General features: G+C 33.8%; 17 protein-coding genes. 13 read left to right on the top strand and 4 right to left on the bottom strand.

The window, feature by feature from the left end:
* The first annotated feature begins 213 nt into the window (after positions 1–213).
* The 3 genes from WBN21_RS04955 to WBN21_RS04945 are packed head-to-tail and all read left to right on the top strand — an operon-like array spanning position 214 to position 2707.
* The gene (locus tag WBN21_RS04955) at positions 214–450 is read left to right on the top strand and encodes a FeoA family protein (RefSeq protein ID WP_424198179.1); all 237 of its coding nucleotides are present in this window, start codon (positions 214–216) and stop codon (positions 448–450) included.
* Complete coding sequence (gene feoB, locus WBN21_RS04950; protein WP_424198178.1) at positions 443–2542, top strand: ferrous iron transport protein B; 2100 nt, start codon at positions 443–445, stop codon at positions 2540–2542. The genes WBN21_RS04955 and feoB overlap by 8 nt, the downstream gene beginning before the upstream one ends.
* A gap of 27 nt (positions 2543–2569) precedes the next feature.
* Positions 2570–2707 carry a FeoB-associated Cys-rich membrane protein gene (locus tag WBN21_RS04945; RefSeq protein ID WP_424198177.1) on the top strand — a complete coding sequence of 46 codons (138 nt, stop codon included), beginning with the start codon at positions 2570–2572 and terminating at the stop codon, positions 2705–2707.
* Here WBN21_RS04945 and WBN21_RS04940 read toward each other — a convergent pair.
* On the bottom strand, positions 2704–3129 hold the full coding sequence (locus WBN21_RS04940) for a hypothetical protein (RefSeq protein WP_424198176.1): 426 nt from the start codon (positions 3127–3129) through the stop codon (positions 2704–2706). The genes WBN21_RS04945 and WBN21_RS04940 overlap by 4 nt on opposite strands.
* 180 nt (positions 3130–3309) lie before the next feature.
* On the opposite strand from WBN21_RS04940, the gene WBN21_RS04935 reads away from it, so the two are divergent.
* The 7 genes from WBN21_RS04935 (at position 3310) to WBN21_RS04905 (ending at position 9830) form a co-directional block, all read left to right on the top strand.
* Entirely contained in the window at positions 3310–3969 is a 660-nt protein-coding gene (locus tag WBN21_RS04935; RefSeq protein WP_424198175.1) for a metal-dependent transcriptional regulator, read from the top strand.
* Positions 3956–4747 carry a transporter gene (locus WBN21_RS04930; RefSeq protein WP_424198174.1) on the top strand — a complete coding sequence of 264 codons (792 nt, stop codon included), beginning with the start codon at positions 3956–3958 and terminating at the stop codon, positions 4745–4747. Before WBN21_RS04935 ends, WBN21_RS04930 begins: the two co-directional genes overlap by 14 nt.
* A 7-nt stretch (positions 4748–4754) precedes the next feature.
* Positions 4755–5660: a metal ABC transporter solute-binding protein, Zn/Mn family gene (locus tag WBN21_RS04925; protein ID WP_424198173.1), complete on the top strand. Its 906-nt coding sequence runs from the start codon at positions 4755–4757 to the stop codon at positions 5658–5660.
* Between the two features lie 394 nt (positions 5661–6054).
* Positions 6055–6834 carry a metal ABC transporter ATP-binding protein gene (locus WBN21_RS04920; protein ID WP_424198172.1) on the top strand — a complete coding sequence of 260 codons (780 nt, stop codon included), beginning with the start codon at positions 6055–6057 and terminating at the stop codon, positions 6832–6834.
* 352 nt (positions 6835–7186) lie between these two features.
* A complete protein-coding gene (locus WBN21_RS04915) occupies positions 7187–8314 on the top strand; it encodes a metal ABC transporter permease (RefSeq protein ID WP_424198171.1) in 1128 nt (375 codons plus the stop codon).
* Positions 8307–9467 (top strand): metal ABC transporter permease, encoded by a 1161-nt coding sequence (locus WBN21_RS04910; protein WP_424198170.1) that lies wholly within the window; start codon positions 8307–8309, stop codon positions 9465–9467. Before WBN21_RS04915 ends, WBN21_RS04910 begins: the two co-directional genes overlap by 8 nt.
* Positions 9468–9470: 3 nt before the next feature.
* Positions 9471–9830 (top strand): YraN family protein, encoded by a 360-nt coding sequence (locus tag WBN21_RS04905; protein ID WP_424198169.1) that lies wholly within the window; start codon positions 9471–9473, stop codon positions 9828–9830.
* 4 nt (positions 9831–9834) lie between these two features.
* Here the strand turns inward: WBN21_RS04905 and WBN21_RS04900 are convergent, their stop codons facing one another.
* The gene (locus WBN21_RS04900; protein WP_424198168.1) at positions 9835–11175 is read right to left on the bottom strand and encodes a TlpA family protein disulfide reductase; all 1341 of its coding nucleotides are present in this window, start codon (positions 11173–11175) and stop codon (positions 9835–9837) included.
* Positions 11176–11208: 33 nt separating this feature from the next.
* Complete coding sequence (gene mfd / locus WBN21_RS04895) at positions 11209–14568, bottom strand: transcription-repair coupling factor (protein ID WP_424198167.1); 3360 nt, start codon at positions 14566–14568, stop codon at positions 11209–11211.
* 281 nt (positions 14569–14849) lie between these two features.
* On the opposite strand from mfd, the gene WBN21_RS04890 reads away from it, so the two are divergent.
* From WBN21_RS04890 to WBN21_RS04880, 3 genes are all read left to right on the top strand, one after another.
* A complete protein-coding gene (locus tag WBN21_RS04890) occupies positions 14850–15281 on the top strand; it encodes a TerB family tellurite resistance protein (RefSeq protein WP_424198166.1) in 432 nt (143 codons plus the stop codon).
* 101 nt (positions 15282–15382) lie between these two features.
* Positions 15383–15703, top strand: coding sequence for a hypothetical protein (locus tag WBN21_RS04885; RefSeq protein WP_424198165.1), 321 nt, complete (start codon positions 15383–15385; stop codon positions 15701–15703).
* A 97-nt stretch (positions 15704–15800) separates the two neighbouring features.
* Complete coding sequence (locus WBN21_RS04880; RefSeq protein ID WP_424198164.1) at positions 15801–16301, top strand: hypothetical protein; 501 nt, start codon at positions 15801–15803, stop codon at positions 16299–16301.
* A gap of 47 nt (positions 16302–16348) precedes the next feature.
* Here WBN21_RS04880 and WBN21_RS04875 read toward each other — a convergent pair.
* On the bottom strand, positions 16349–17370 hold a 1022-nt coding region (locus tag WBN21_RS04875), incomplete at its 5' end, for a helix-hairpin-helix domain-containing protein (RefSeq protein ID WP_424198163.1).

Genomic DNA, 17370 nt, shown 5'->3' with positions numbered 1-17370 from the left:
GGGTGACTGTGGTAGGCCTGCCTGCCGGCAGGCAGGCCCGACCCTTGTGGTAACGCCCAAATAAAATTCAGTTTCATGTTTCATTTAAAAACCATCTGATTAGAAACGCTAAACTAGACTAGTGACGAATTCTTTTTTAATTAAAAACTTTTTAACTTTTCGGTTTTAAACTTTTACATTACTTTTGCTTCTTTAAAATCAATCTAAATAAGCTTGCAAGATACTTTAGCACATTTAAAACGCGGAGAACGCGCTGTTATTATTGATGTTTCGTCTATTCATATTCCTTTAAAACTGCTTGAAATGGGCTGTTTACCAGGTAATTCGGTAGAGTTGGTTCAAGTTGCGCCCTTTCAAGACCCAATGTATTTAAATATTAACGGTACGCATTTGGCTATTAGAAAAGAAACTGCTTCTCATATTTTAATTGAAAAAATAAAAAATGAGTAAACAAATAAATGTCGCATTAATTGGAAACCCGAACACAGGAAAAACCTCTGTTTTTAATGCTTTAACGGGTTTAAATCAAAAAGTTGGGAATTATCCAGGCATTACTGTTGAAAAAAAACAGGGACTTTGTAAACTGCCACGTGGTGTAAAAGCGCATATTATTGATTTGCCAGGTACTTACAGTTTAAATGCGTCGTCGCTTGATGAAAATGTAGTTATTGAACTTTTGCTTAACAAAAACGATAAAGATTTTCCTGATATTGCTGTTGTTGTTACGGATGTTGAAAATTTAAAACGAAACCTTTTACTTTTTACTCAAATTAAAGATTTAGAAATCCCAACCTTGTTAGTTATTAATATGGCTGACCGCATGAGATACAAAGGAATTTCGTTAGATATTGATTATTTAGAAGAAAAGCTAAAAACTAAAATTGCACTAATAAGTACTCGAAAAAACGAAGGTATTGATAAGTTAAAGCAGCTAATTTCTAATTTTAAAGATGTTTCTATTGAGCCTTGTTTAGATACTACACAAATTGATGTTGATTATTTCGGGAATTTAAAAAAAGCATTCCCAAACCAATTACTTTACAAGCTTTGGTTGGTTATTACTCAAGATGTTAATTTTGGGAAAACCGATAGAAATGAAATTGATGCAGTTGCCAATTTTAAAACAAAAAGTAAAGCTGATTTAAAGCGGTTACAACAAAAGGAAACTATAAAACGCTATCAATTTATAAATCAGGCGCTTGATAAAGGACAAACTATAGATCTGAGTCAGGCTAAAGATTTACGCATAAAACTTGATAGAGTTTTAACCCATAAAATCTGGGGCTATGTTATTTTCGGCATTATTTTGCTTACCATATTTCAGGCTATATATGATTGGTCAAGCATTCCGATGGATTTTATTGATAGTGCCTTTGCATCATTAAGCGAATGGACAAAAAATCAATTACCACAAGGTGCTTTTACAAGTTTGTTAGCCGAAGGTATTATTCCTGGACTTGGTGGGATAGTCATATTTATTCCGCAAATTGCCTTTCTGTTTTTATTCATTGCTGTGCTTGAAGAAAGTGGTTATATGAGCCGTGTTGTTTTTTTAATGGACAGGATAATGCGACGTTTCGGATTGAGTGGAAAAAGTATTGTACCTCTTATTTCTGGAACAGCTTGTGCCATTCCTGCTATTATGGCCACCAGAAATATTGAAAGCTGGAAAGAACGTTTAATCACCATATTAGTAACACCTTTTACAACCTGTTCTGCTCGTTTACCAGTTTATCTAATTATTATTGCTTTGGTAATTCCGGAAGGCAGATTTATCGGATTAAGCTATCAAGCCTTAACCTTAATGTTACTTTACCTTATTGGATTTGGAACCGCTATTGTTTCTGCTTACTTTTTAAATAAAATATTAAAAATAAAAAGCAAAACATTTTTTGTAGTTGAAATGCCAAATTACAAATTACCGCTTTTTAAAAATGTAGCACTAACCGTCATTGAAAAAACAAAAGCATTTATTTTTGGCGCTGGTAAAATTATTTTAGCCATTTCAATTATTCTTTGGTTTTTGGCATCTTATGGGCCAGGTGAGCAGTTTAATGATGCAGAAAATATTGTAAAAACAGAATTTGCTTCTGAAAACCTACCTACTGATGAGTTACAACAAAAAATAGCATCCCATAAACTCGAACATTCTTTTATTGGAATTGCTGGACATGCCATTGAACCTGCAATAAGACCTTTAGGTTACGATTGGAAAATTGGAATTGCCATAGTAAGCTCATTTGCAGCTAGAGAAGTTTTTGTAGGCACTTTAGCTACTATTTATAGTGTTGGTAGTGATGAAGAAGAAACCATAAAGAATAGAATGGCTGGCGAAGTGAATCCTATTTTAGGCGGCCCTTTATTCACCTTTGCCTCTGGGATATCTTTGTTATTATTCTATGCTTTTGCCATGCAATGTATGAGTACTTTAGCTATTGTAAAGAAAGAAACTAATACTTGGAAATGGCCCGTATTACAACTTATAATTATGACGGCTTTTGCGTATATTGTAGCTTTAATAGCATTTCAATTATTGAAATGATTATAAACTAAATTCGACTAACTAATTATGAACGAAATCATTCAAAACATATTAGTTTTTACTGCCATAGCATTGGCGCTGTCTTTTTTGATTAAAAAATTCTTTTGGAAAAAATCAAAACCTAAAAAGGCATGTGGTGGCGATGATGGCTGTGGTTGCTCTTAATACGTAGTATTCAAAACTAAATAATAGTTCTTTAATGGCGTTTTATTTTCAGCTTTAGGATAAGGCAAAACATTTAAAACAGATAACGTCAAATTATCCGAAAAAAATAAGTTCCCCATACTTTTTTGTAATCCAGTTTTAGGATTTAAAGTCATTTTTTTACGTTCAACTTTTTTACCATTCTCGTACAAATCTACTAGAATAACAACCTCGCCTGCCCAAATACAATGTGCTTCCTTTGGACATCTTGAGTCCTGTAAAACATCAATAAATGCAATTGTAAAGTTCTCTATATCTATGGATTTCCCTTGATATACTCTACTAATTACCGATAATTCTTCATCATTTTGAGTATTTATAGAATTTTGAGAAAAAGTAAAACTAGTTATTAAAATAACTAGAAATAAAAGGCCGTGTTTCATTAGTATTGTTTTAATTTAATAAGCTTAAATCATGCCAAAAATGGAATTTCATGTGTTTGTTAGAAATATTATTCCATAAAACTATTTCGTTTGTAACCATTTTAATTACTTAGAATTGAATTTTTTAGTTACCTTTGACTAATTTTTAAGCTAACTTAAAAATATTTTAAAGCACATCAAATGTCAGTAGCTATTGAAAATTTTGTAAAAGCCATTTACAAAAACGAAAAAAGCAATAATAACGATACCAAACCTGGAAATATCGCCAAAGAATTAGGGATTTCAAATGCCGCAGCTACCGATATGGCTAAAAAACTTGCCCTAAAGGAATTACTTGATTATGAAAAATACCAAGAGCTAAAACTAACAGACAAAGGCACTAAAATGGCTCTAAACGTTGTTAGAAAACATCGCCTATGGGAAGCGCTTTTATTTAAACTTTTTGATTTATCATTGCATGATATTCATAGAGAAGCCGAATTACTAGAGCATCAAACTTCTGATTTATTAGCTAATAAAATAAGTGAGTATTTAGGTAACCCAAAATTCGATCCGCATGGCGACCCTATTCCAAACGCAGATGGTGAAATAACCACCACAGATAATTCCATTTCATTATCAAAAACTAAAGAAGGAAAAACTTATATCATTTCTCGTTTAATGAGTGATGACAAGGAATTCTTTGATTTTTGTGCGCAACATGGTTTAAAATACGGCAATACGGTTTTGGTTTCAAAACAATTCAGTAAAAATAGAATGACTCAAATTTCAATAAACAATAATACTATTCTACTAAATGAGGATTTTACATCAATTATTTATGTTAATGAACAAGATTAGAATTTTAGCAGTTTTATGCGCAACTAATTTAACAGCTTTTTCACAAGAAACTGAACGAGAAACAGATGCATTAGTCGCCGATAGACCAGACGCTACCGAAGCTTCTTCAACAGTAGGCAAAAGTGTTTTACAATTAGAAACAGGTGGTTTATATGAGTCTTTTGAAACTAATAATATCCAGTCTGAAAACTACACCTATAATACCATGTTAATTCGATATGGTATTTTAGATAACATAGAATTACGATTAGGCTGGAATTTTATTGAAGGTGTTACAAAAATAAATGGTAACAAACTAAATGCTGTATCAAGCGGTTTTTCACCATTACTATTAGGCGTAAAAATAGCTATAACAGAAGAAAAAGGAGCAATCCCAGAAATGGCGCTTTTACTCCATACAACCCATCCCTTTTTTGCTAGTTACGATAACAAATCTACAAGTACCGGAACAGATTTTAGGTTTTCCTTTTCACATACATTAAGTGAAAACTCCAGCTTGGGTTACAACTTAGGTATGGCTTGGGATGGAGATTCAACAACAGCAAGTTATATCTATACTCTTTCTTACGGCTATAGTTTGTCAAATAAAATAGGTGCATTTGCCGAACTTTATGGCGATTTACCCGAAGGCACTAATTTTAATCATTATTGGGATGCAGGTTTAACCTATTTAGTGTCAAATGATTTTCAATTAGACGCATATTTCGGAACAAGTATCACGGAAGGCCAAGACCTTTTACTAGGACTAGGGTTAAGCTATAGAATTAGAAAAAAATAAATTAAACATGAAAAAAACAATACTACTTTTTCTTATTGCATTAACAATTTTCAATTGCAAAAACGAAAAACAAACCAACGGAAAACTAAACGTAGTTACCACAACATCTATGATAACCGATTTAGTTAAAAATGTTGGCGGAGACCACATCAACTTACAAGGGTTAATGGGAAGCGGTGTAGATCCGCATCTTTACAAAGCCAGCGAAGGTGATGTTACAAAATTATCAAACGCTGATATTATTTTTTATAACGGTTTGCACCTTGAAGGCAAACTGGTAGAAGTTTTTGAGAAAATGAAAAACATAAAAACCATTGCCATTGGAGACGCTTTAGATAAAAACACGCTTATTGGCTCAGAATATTTCGCTTCAAATTACGATCCACATGTTTGGTTTAATGTCGATTATTGGATCCAAGCAACCCATTTTGTTGTCAAAAAACTTTCAGAAGCCATTCCAGAACAAAAAACAACTTTTCAAGATAATGGCGATGCGTACATAAAGCAATTAGAAAACTTAAAAATACAATTAAAGGCAACTATAGATACGCTTCCAAAAGAACAACGTATTTTAGTAACGGCTCATGATGCCTTTAATTATTTTGGAAAAGCATTCGGTTTTGAAGTTCATGGTTTACAAGGTCTTTCAACAGCTACCGAAGCAGGTGTTCAAGACGTTCAAAACCTATCGGCCTTTATTATAGAAAAGAAAGTTAAAGCCATTTTTATAGAAAGCTCGGTACCAAAACGAACTATAGAAGCCTTACAGGCGGCAGTAAATTCAAAAGGTCATAACGTCATTATTGGCGGCTCTTTATATTCCGATGCGCTTGGAAATGCAGGAACTGTAGAAGGCACTTATATCGGCATGTTTGAGTATAATGTGAATACCATTGTGAATGCTTTAAAGTAAAATTATTTGAAGCTATTTCCTGCTATCCGCTGTATCTTTTTCTCGTGCCTCAAAAAAGGATGCCGCATCTATCAGGGCTAGATTATCAGCCAAGGTCACTTTAAAAAGCATCTAGTTGGACATACTTAGAAGTTAGAAGTTAGAAGTTAGAAGTTAGAAGTTAGAAGTTAGAAGTTAGAAGTTAGAAGTTAGAAGTTAGAAAGATTAAAAATAAGTTTGATTTAAAAAAGCACAAGTCAGAAAACCAACACCCAAATCAATTCGAAGAATTGAACGCCAAGGCGCAGAATAGATGAAGAAAATCTCCGAAACCAGGAGAACAAAGTTCGACGTGGAGTCTTCAAATCGGTTTTCATCCCGATTTTTATCGGGATGAACATTAAATATAATAGTCATGGAACAAAAAATAGATAAAAACCAAAAAGAGACACCTGCCTCCACAGGTGTAATAGCCGTAAAAGTAGACGACCTTACCGTAGCATACAACTACAAACCCGTACTTTGGGATATCGATTTAGAAATCCCAGAAGGCGTACTTATGGCTATTGTTGGTCCGAATGGCGCTGGGAAATCAACGCTAATCAAATCTATTTTAGGAATTCTGAAACCCATTGCCGGAAGTGTAGAAATTTTTGGCAAGCCATACGAAAAACAGCGTCAAATTGTAGCCTATGTGCCACAAAAAGGAAGTGTCGATTGGGACTTTCCAACAACAGCCTTAGATGTTGTTATGATGGGAACTTACGGAAGTTTGGGTTGGATAAAACGACCCGGACAAAAAGAAAAAAAAGCATCTTTAGAAGCACTTGAAAAAGTCGGCATGTTACCCTTTAAAAACCGACAAATAAGTCAGCTTTCTGGTGGCCAACAACAACGTATATTTTTAGCACGGGCATTAGTGCAAAATGCATCCATTTATTTTATGGATGAACCCTTTCAAGGAGTTGATGCAACTACAGAAATAGCCATCATCAATATTTTAAAAGAATTAAGAAAGGAGGGGAAAACAGTCATTGTGGTACATCACGATTTACAAACCGTACCAGAGTATTTTGATTGGGTAACTTTTTTAAACGTAAAAAAGATTGCAACAGGTCCTGTTAAAGATATTTTTAATGACGATAATTTAACCAAAACCTATGGTATTAACTATAAAGTGAGCATACAGGAGTAAGGAGTAAGGAGTAAGGAGTAAGGAGTAATTGAAATAAAATTAGATTAATAAACAAAACTAATAGAGTGTCAAGTCCCTATTCAATTTAAAAGAATTGATTGTCAAGGCGCAGAATAGATGAAGAAAATCTCCGAGAACAGGAGAACGAAGTTCGACGCGGAGTTTTCAAATCGGTTTTCAGTTTTTACTGAAAAATTCCTCGGCTTGATCTTGATTTCCTGCCTGCCGGCAGGCAGGTTTGGTTCGTTTTGTATCAAGACAAAATGAACGTAATAAATGAGATCCTGATACATATTCAGGCTAAAAAAAATATAATGCGAATAAGGAAGAGATTCCTGCCTTCGCAGGAATTATGGATATAACAGAATACATAAAACTAGTTTTCACAGATTACACCCTAAGAACAATTACCTTAGGAACCGCCATACTTGGCGCAGTTACCGGTATGCTTGGAAGTTTCGCTGTGTTAAGAAAACAAAGTCTTTTAGGCGATGCCATTTCACATGCTGCCTTACCAGGAATTGCTATTGCCTTTTTAATAACAGGAGCAAAAGACAGTAACACATTACTATTAGGCGCCTTAGTTAGCGGACTTCTTGGAACTTTTTGGATTCGTGGTATCATCAGTAAAACTCATTTAAAATCAGATACTGCTCTGGGTTTAATTCTATCATTATTCTTTGGTTTTGGAATGCTCCTACTCACTTTCATTCAAAAGCAACCTAATGCCAATCAAGCAGGATTAGATAAATATTTATTTGGACAAGCAGCCACTTTAGTTGAAAGCGATGTTTGGATGATGGCCATGGTAACAGGCGTTTGTCTATTCATATTATTATTATTGTGGAAAGAATTTAAAATCCTACTCTTTGATGCCGATTATACTAAAACCTTAGGGTTCAATACCAATTTTATTGATATTCTAATTACAACTTTTATCGTATTAGCCATCGTTTTAGGCTTACAAACGGTTGGTGTTGTTTTAATGAGTGCCATGTTATTAGCGCCTGCAGCAGCAGCACGCCAATGGACAAATAGTTTAAGCGTTATGGTTTTTTTAGCTGCCATATTCGGTGCGTTTTCTGGTGTTTTCGGAACCGCTATTAGTGCTAGTCAAAACAATCTTTCAACAGGTCCAGTAATTGTCATTGTTGCCGGTGTGTTTGTAATATTTTCGTTTATTTTTTCCCCTAGTCGCGGTTTATTATTTAAGCAAATCCGTTTTATTAAAAACCGTCGCGATTTAGAATTGCAAAAAACATTAGCCTTTATGTTTCGCATTGCTGAAACACATGAAAACATATCACATCCACATGCTATTAAAATTTTAAATAATTTTCAAGGTTATACTAAAAGCACCTTACAGAAATTAGTTAAAAAAAACTATGTAAAATTAGAAGGAACCATGTGGAGTTTAACTGAAGAAGGTTTTAAAACAGCCGCCAATTTATATAACCAACAAACCGAAAACAATGAGTAATGCTCAATTAGAAATACAGCTTATTGCGAGTTTGGTTGCTATTGCTTGTGCCATTCCAGGAACATTTTTAGTACTCCGTAAAATGGCCATGATTAGCGATGCTATTAGTCATTCCATTTTGCCAGGTATTGTTATTGGTTTTTTCATAACTCAAGATTTAAATTCTCCATTACTTATTTTACTCGCTGCTTTTACAGGAATTATTACCGTTGTTTTAGTTGAATACATCCAAAAAACGGGTCTTGTAAAAGAAGATACGGCCATTGGTTTAGTATTTCCTATTTTGTTTAGTATTGGAGTCATCATGATTGCTAAAAACGCCAACGATGTGCATTTAGATGTCGATGCCGTTTTATTAGGCGAGTTAGCATTTGCACCTTTTGACAGGTTACTTATTGGAGGAACTGATGTAGGCCCGAAATCGCTTTGGATTATTGGAAGCATCCTCATCATAACCATTGTCCTATTACTTGCATTTTTTAAGGAATTGAAAATAAGTACGTTTGATGCTGGCTTAGCAGCTTCATTAGGGTTTTCACCAGCACTTATCCATTACGGACTTATGACAGTTTCATCAGTAACCACCGTTGGCGCTTTTGATGCTGTTGGTGCTATTTTAGTGGTCGCTTTAATGATTGCGCCGGCTGCAACGGCTTATTTATTGACTAACGAATTAAAACGCATGCTCATTTACGCCATTTGTTTTGGCGTATTTAGTGCTATTTCTGGATATTGGTTGGCACATGGGTTAGACGCTTCAATTGCTGGATCCATAACCACCATGTTAGGATTGCTATTTTTGGCGGTTTATTTATTTGCACCAAGTAAAGGTTATATTGCCGTTATGTATCGAGAAAAGCAACAACGTACCGAAGTGTCGCTATTAACTTTCTTATTGCATTTAAAAAATCATACCGAAGAAAGTGAACGTCATGTAAACCACCTCAACGAACATATTAACTGGCAAAAAGTACGGTCTAAAACGGTTTTAGATTTAGCCTTAAAAAACAACATGATTCAATTTGATAAAAACATTGTGTCATTAACTGAAAAAGGGGCAGATTTTACAACAAAAGCTATTGAATATATTATCACTAATAAAGATGAGAAAATTGAAGATATGAAAGAAGATTTCTTTTTGTTTAGAGGGTAACTTATGGCACAACACAACGAACTCGGTAAAAAAGGCGAACAATTAGCAGTAGATTTTCTTCTGAAAAACAACTACGAAATTATTGAACGCAACTACCGTTTTGAAAAAGCTGAAGTCGATATTATTGCCAAAAAAGAAGATATTTTAGCTATTGTTGAAGTAAAAACACGTTCTACTGCCGATTTTGGAGACCCTCAAGATTTTGTGAAACCCAAACAGATTCAGCGTTTGGTAAAAGCTGTTGATGAATATGTAACCGTAAACGATTTAGATGTGGAAGTCCGTTTTGACATCATTGCTATTGTGAAAGAAGGCAAAGGCTTTAATATTGAGCATTTAGAAAATGCTTTTTATCATTTTTAATTATTTATTCTTCTTCATCACCTTCAAAATATGCTTTCAATACGTCAAAATTTAAAGGTTTTGCAACAATTTTCTTGTCTTTGTCTAAAATAAAATAGGTTGGTGTTGAAGATACACCATAAGCGTCTCCAATTTTGTTTTCCCATTTTCCTTCACCATAAACATGAATAAAATATGGGTAATCAAAAGTTAAATTTTTCCAGCCATAAGGTTCATCTTCTAAACCTACGGCAACTATTTTTACCTTGTTTTTTTCTAAAGAGCCTAAAAACGTTTGTAATTGGGGGATTTCATCTAAACAATGAGAACATGTACTGCTCCAGAAAACAATAATATAATTTTCAGCACCTTTTAAATCGGTTAATTTCTTTGTTACAAGTTTCCCGTTTTCTTTAATTTCTAAGTCAAAATTCGGAGCAACCGTTCCTTTAGAAAGGTTTTTGTATAATATTAAAGATTGTAAAAGTTGTTGGTCATTTAAATTTACGGCAATATCCATTAAGTAGGTTTCGGCAATATAATTTGAAACCGATTCATATTTTAAATCAGCCATTTGTTGCCATAAATCAAATAACAAAATACGTTGTACTTTTTTTGGAGCTATTTTCATATGACCATATACAACATCAATGTTTTCTTTGTAATTTTCTAATTCATCTTTAGATTCTGAAGACATTCCGAAAACATAATTAAGCATCCGCTCTTCTAAAAAACTAGAACTTTGAAGTATTGGATTATTAAAATCTACAAAATCGAAATAATGCTTTTTTAAATTACTTATATACGTTTTTACACCTTCAATCTTTTTTGGAATATAAGGCTTGTTGGCCTTTATAAAAGCTAGTGCCCGAGTACCTGTAGCGGCTTTCTCGAAATTTGCCTGAGTTTCTCTTTGCGTTTTAAAAATGGCTTTTAATGCTGTAGTATCCTTACTTTCCTGACTAAAATAATTACCTATACTTTGGGTAACCATAGACATGCTATTGGTGTAAGAAGCTAATAATTTATTTTCGGTCGATTTTTTAAACTCAACCCCAGTTTCAGAATTAAATGCCAGTTCAATATCTTCTTTTCCGTTATAAATAATATCAAAATTATAATCTTCTTGAGGTACAGCATAAACTAAACGATAGGTACCTTTTGTGTGTGTTGAATCCAATTTAAACTCAAAACTGCCATCTTTTTGGATCTCAGCGTTGGTTACATAATCTGAAATAGTTGGGTTCACTTTATAAAGTAAAGCAAAATTATAATCTTTTGCTGGTGAGAAAACTCCTTTTATGCTGTGTTGTGCTAAAAGCAAACTTGGTAATAAAAAGGTTAAAAATAGTAAGCGTTTATACATTACAAATAGTTGTTTATTAAGTTAAAACAATAATTAAGCCACAATAGGTTTAAGGGCTTCTAAAGCTTGTTTTATGGTTTTTATATTTTCAAAAGTTAACATTAATCGCAAACCTGCGCGAGTTTGTTTTTCCTTCATTCTACATGCGTGAGGATGCGTTTGCACAAATTGCAAAACCTTTGTAAAACTGGCGCTTTGGTAAAAACGACTTTGTTGATCGTTTATAAAATAGCCAACTAGTTTTCCATGCTTCATAATGATTTTTTCAAACCCAATTTTGGTAGCTAACCACTTAATTTTGACACTATTTAACAAATCGGTCACTTGTTTTGGTAATTCTCCAAAACGGTCAATTAACTCCGTTTCAAAGGTATGCAATTCTGCTTCAGTTTTAATATTGTTTAATTGTGTATATAAACTTAATCGTTCTGCAATATTATTTACGTAACTATCTGGGAATAAAAGCTCAAAATCAGTATCGATGGTAACATCTTTTACATAAACTTTTGTGACTTCGTCTTCATTATATAAATCTCTAAACTCATTTTCTTTGAGTTCTTCAATGGCTTCATTTAAAATTTTCTGATAGGTATCAAACCCGATTTCATTTATAAAACCACTTTGCTCACCACCTAATAAATCGCCAGCACCGCGAATTTCTAAATCTTTCATGGCAATATTGAAACCGCTTCCTAAATCGGTGAATTGTTCTAAAGCTGTAATCCGTTTTCTGGCATCATCTGTCATGGCTGAATATTCCGGAGTGATGAAATAACAGAAGGCTTTTTTGTTACTTCGCCCTACTCTACCGCGCATTTGGTGCAAATCACTCAATCCAAAATTATTGGCATTATTTATGAAAATGGTGTTGGCGTTAGGTACATCCAAACCACTTTCAACAATGGTTGTACTAACCAAAACATCAAAACCACCATCCATAAACTGAAGCATAAGTTGTTCCAGCTTTTTGCCTTCCATTTGCCCATGTCCGATGCCAATTTTTGCATCAGGAACTAACCGTTGTAACATGCCTGCTACTTCTTTTATGTTTTCAATACGATTATGAATAAAGAAAATTTGCCCACCACGTTGAATTTCGTAACTCACCGCATCACGAATGGTATCTTCACTAAACCGAATAACATGACTTTCAATAGGATAACGGTTTGGCGGTGGCGTGGTAATAACCGACATATCTCGTGCTGCCATTAAACTAAACTGCAAGGTTCTAGGAATTGGTGTTGCAGTTAAAGTCAACACATCCACATTATCTTTTATGGTTTTAAGTTTTTCTTTTACTGCTACTCCAAATTTTTGCTCCTCATCAACAATTAACAAGCCTAAATCTTTAAACTTAACGTTTTTATTAACGAGTTGATGGGTACCGATGATGATATCCACTTTTCCTTGTTCCAAGCCCTCTAATGTTTCACGTTTTTCCTTTGCGGTTCTGAAACGGTTTACATAATCAACCGTTACAGGAAATTCTTTTAAGCGCTCTTTAAACGTTCTAGAATGCTGATAAGCCAAAATAGTAGTTGGCACTAAAACGGCCACTTGTTTACCATTATCAACCGCTTTAAATGCTGCTCGAATAGCGACTTCGGTTTTACCAAATCCCACATCACCACAAATAAGCCTGTCCATTGGGCGTTCGCTTTCCATATCGCCTTTAATATCCGCGGTTGCTGTACTTTGGTCGGGCGTGTCTTCATAAATAAAAGACGCTTCCAACTCATGTTGCAAGTAACTATCAGGATTGTACTGATAACCTTTTTCGGTTTTACGTTTCGCGTAAAGTTTAATAAGGTTAAAAGCAACATGTTTTACACGGGCTTTAGTTTTCTGTTTTAAAGTTTTCCAAGCGTTACTTCCTAATTTATAAATTTTGGGTGGTTTGCCATCCTTTCCATTAAACTTTGTGATTTTATGAAGCGAATGTATACTCAAATACAACACATCGCGCTCGCCATAAACCAATTTTATAGCTTCCTGCTTTTTACCTTCAACATCTATTTTTTGAAGGCCGCCAAAACGCCCAATGCCATGATCGATATGTGTTACATAATCGCCAATATCAAGGTTAGTCAACTCTTTTAAAGTGATGGCTTGTTTTTTAGCATAGCCGTTTTTAAGATGAAATTTATGGTATCGCTCAAATATTTGATGATCAGTATAACAAACTATTTTGTTATCATGATCTATAAACCCTTGATGTAATGACAAAATAATGGTTTGATAGGCTTTTACATCAAGATGAGAATCGTCAAAAATATCGTGAAAACGTTTGGATTGTTGCTCGCTTACACAGGCAATGAAATTGGTATAACCATTTTCGGTATTGGTGTTTAAATCTTCTATTAATAGATTGAATTGTTTGTTGAATGCTGGTTGTGGCGTGGTATTATATTGAATGCTTTGAGATTCTTCGCTAAGCTCTGAATGACAAAAGACACTTTGCGTACCAAATTCTATAATTGAAAAATCAAGTAATTGTTTTTTTAGTAAGGTAGAATTACAAAACAACTCGTTAGGTTTGGCATGTTTTATATCTCCAGACAATGCTTTATAGGCTTCTTCAGCTTTACCGTAAAAATCGTCGATTCTGGAAAAAAGTAAATCGGCATTTTTTAAACACACGACTGTTTTCTGAGCGATGTATTTTAAAAAACTTTGCCTGCTTTCTTCCAGCAATTTATTTGCAACATTTGGAATGATACTTATTTTTTTAATTTGCTCGATGGAGAGTTGCGTTTCAACATCAAAGGTTCTAATACTATCTACCTCATCGCCGAAAAATTCGATTCTATAAGGTTCGTCATGCGAAAATGAAAACACATCCACAATACCACCACGAACTGAAAACTCACCAGGTTCGGTAACAAAATCGACACGTTTAAACTTGTATTCAAACAACATTTCGTTTACAAAATCGATGGACAATTTATCATTTACACCAACTTTTAGCGTATGGCGCTCCAACTCTTTTCTGGTAACTACTTGCTCGAAAAGGGCATCGGGATAGGTGACAATTATAGCTGGTTTTTTTTGCGAATTTATTCGGTTTAAAACCTCGGAACGTAAAAGCACATTTGCGTTATCGGTTTCTTCAATTTCGTATGGCCTACGGTAACTTCCAGGATAAAACAAAACATCTTTATCATTTAACAATTGCTCTAAATCGTTTAGATAATGTGCCGCCTCTTCCTTATCGTTAAAAACGAGTAAAAAAGGTTTTTCGCAGGCTTTGAAAATGCTAGAAATTACAAAAGAAAAAGAAGACCCTACAAGTCCCTTTACATGTGTTTTTGCTCCAGTTTGGGCAATAGTATTTTGCAGATTTTGCGTTTGCAAAGCCTGTAAATAGGTTTGAGAGATACTCGTTTTACTCACCTAATTTTGTTTTGAGGTGCAAATATACGGTTTCGGATTATTTTTTTGTGGATAAACTGGATTTTCACGAATAATTTTAATGCTTAAAAAAGTTGTGTACTCGCGTTAAGGATTGAGGCATTTGTTGAAGCTCTCCCGATTTTTTTATCGGGAAGCGACTGCCGAAAGCCTGACCCTTGTGGTAACCTGCCGACCGGCAGGCAGGCGCCTAAAAAAATATCGTTTCGGTTTAAAATCTTAAAAAAAATATGTAGGTTTGTAGCACTAAAAAAGAAGTATATATGTCGTTTTCTGATTTATTTGATAGTGGTTTTAAAAAGCGTAATGAGAGTCATTTTGCATCGATAGTTCGTGTGGCTATGGATGATGGTATTATTTCGCCGGAAGAGCGAGCGTTTTTAGACCGTTTAGCACAGCGTTTGGAGATTGGTGAGGGTGATTATAAGGCTATTTTAGAGAATTATGAATCGCACCCTATAAACCCGCCAGTTTCTTATGATTTGCGTTTAGAGCGTTTATACGATTTGGTGCGTATGGTACATGTAGATTATATTAAAGGGGACTCTGAATTTTCGCTTTTGAAGAAGATTGCTGTTGGACTTGGATTTCATGCGGTAAACGTAAAATACATTATAGACAAGGCTATGACTTTAGTGCATAATGGCGCTGATCTGGATGATTTTGTTGACCAAATAAAGAATATGAATAGATAGAATTATATCCATTTAATTATATAAAAATTTATCTTTTTCTTAACATTTTTGTTTATACCTTTAAACTATTATTTTAGTGAAAAATGTTTAAGTTAAACTGTTTGCTTTTTTCTTTTACTGTAGCTTTCTTTTTGCTTTTTTTATCGGAAACTGAAAGCAACATTTTTAATACATCTGCTAATTCCGGGCATGATATTAAAATTGACCATTCATTTAACACCTGCGCAACCTCCAATAACTCTTCTTTTTTAGAATTATTTAATTTTGATAAAAAGAAAAACTACCCAAATTATTTAGAATCGTATTTGCCTTTAAATAAGGTGTTGGTTGAAAATAATTCTCATTATTTAAAAACCTGTACATTCATTGATTTAAGTTTAACGGCATTTGAAAAAATCTTCCCGTTTCACACCTTCTTGTAGCCTATTATTTTTTCTGCATTTCCAAAAAACCCAGTCGTTATAAATGATTTATGGGGGTTTTTAAAATTCAATCAAATTAATTTAATATACAAACAAGATGAAAATTCCAATGATAATTATATCTATAATTGTAACTTTAAGCGTGTTTATTCCTTTTTTATTATTTATTATTAATGGAACAAATAATACTTCCAACACAAAAAAATATTTAAATTCTTTAATAAAAGATAATGGCATTGTGTATAGCCTGACAGAAATATGGCGAAAAAATTTTATTGGTGTAAGTAATGATAATAAAATTTTAACTTACATATATTTTGAAACTGGAAAACCAATAATTTCCAATATTAATATTCATGAAATCAAGCAATGCCAAATTATTAAAAATTATAACTATGCCAATAAAAAGAATACAAACTTAAAAAGTTTGTATTTAGAATTGTCATACAAATCATCTCATAAATTAAATACCATTATTAATTTTTACAATGTAGATGAAGATTTAATTGAAAACTATGAATTACAACGTATTGAAAAATGGCAAAACCTGATTTTAAAGGCAAATCCAAAACCACATGCTGTTAGGAAAGCTTCCTGATAATCGATTTAAGCACAAAAAATGCGAACTCAAGGGTTCGCATTTTTTTATTTATGAAGTTTTAATTGAATTCGCTTTCGGGGAACATCGACTTCCAACACTTTTACGATAATTTGTTGATGCAAACTTACGTGTTCATTCACGTCCTTCACGAAACTATCGGAAAGGTTTGACACATGAATTAGGCCACTTTCTTTAATACCAACATCTACGAAACAACCAAAATTTGTAATGTTGTTTACGATTCCTGGTAGTAACTGCCCCTCTCGTAAATCGTTTATAGTTTTTATATTTTGATTGAATGTGAATACTTTGGCTTGCTCGCGAATATCCAATCCTGGTTTTTCTAGCTCTTTAATAATGTCTTCAAGGGTTAACAATCCAACGGATTCGGTACAATAGTTTTTTAAATTTAGCTTTTTAAGTAGCTCTTTATTGCCGATTAAATTTTCGACTGATTTCCCAAGGTCTTTAGCCATTTTTGCAACAATAGTATAACTTTCGGGATGCACGGCAGAATCATCTAACGGGTTTTTGGCATCTTTAATTCTTAAAAAAGCGGCGCCTTGCTCAAACGCTTTTTCACCTAAACGCGGCACGTTTTTTATATCGTTTCTGGAGGTGAAAACCCCATTTTCGTTTCTGTAATTAAAAATGTTTTCGGCTAGTTTTGGACCGATTCCAGAAACGGAACTTAATAAGGGTTTACTTGCCGTATTTATGTTTACTCCAACTGCGTTCACACAATTTTCAACAACCACATCCAATTGTTTTTGGAGTTTGGTTTGGTCTACATCGTGTTGGTATTGCCCAACGCCAATAGACTTTGCATCGATTTTTACCAATTCGGCCAATGGATCTTGTAAACGACGACCAATAGATACCGAACCACGAACAGTCACATCATAATCTGGGAATTCTTCTCGGGCTATTTTTGACGCCGAATAAATACTTGCTCCTGCCTCGCTAACTACAAATACTTGTATATCATTTTTAAAATGTACTTTTCTAATTAAGGCCTCGGTTTCTCTAGATGCTGTGCCGTTTCCAATAGCAATGGCTTCAATTT

The sequence above is a fragment of the Algibacter sp. genome (assembly GCF_049667265.1).
Lineage (GTDB): Bacteria > Bacteroidota > Bacteroidia > Flavobacteriales > Flavobacteriaceae > Algibacter_B.
This window is presented reverse-complemented; position numbering and strand designations above follow the sequence as displayed.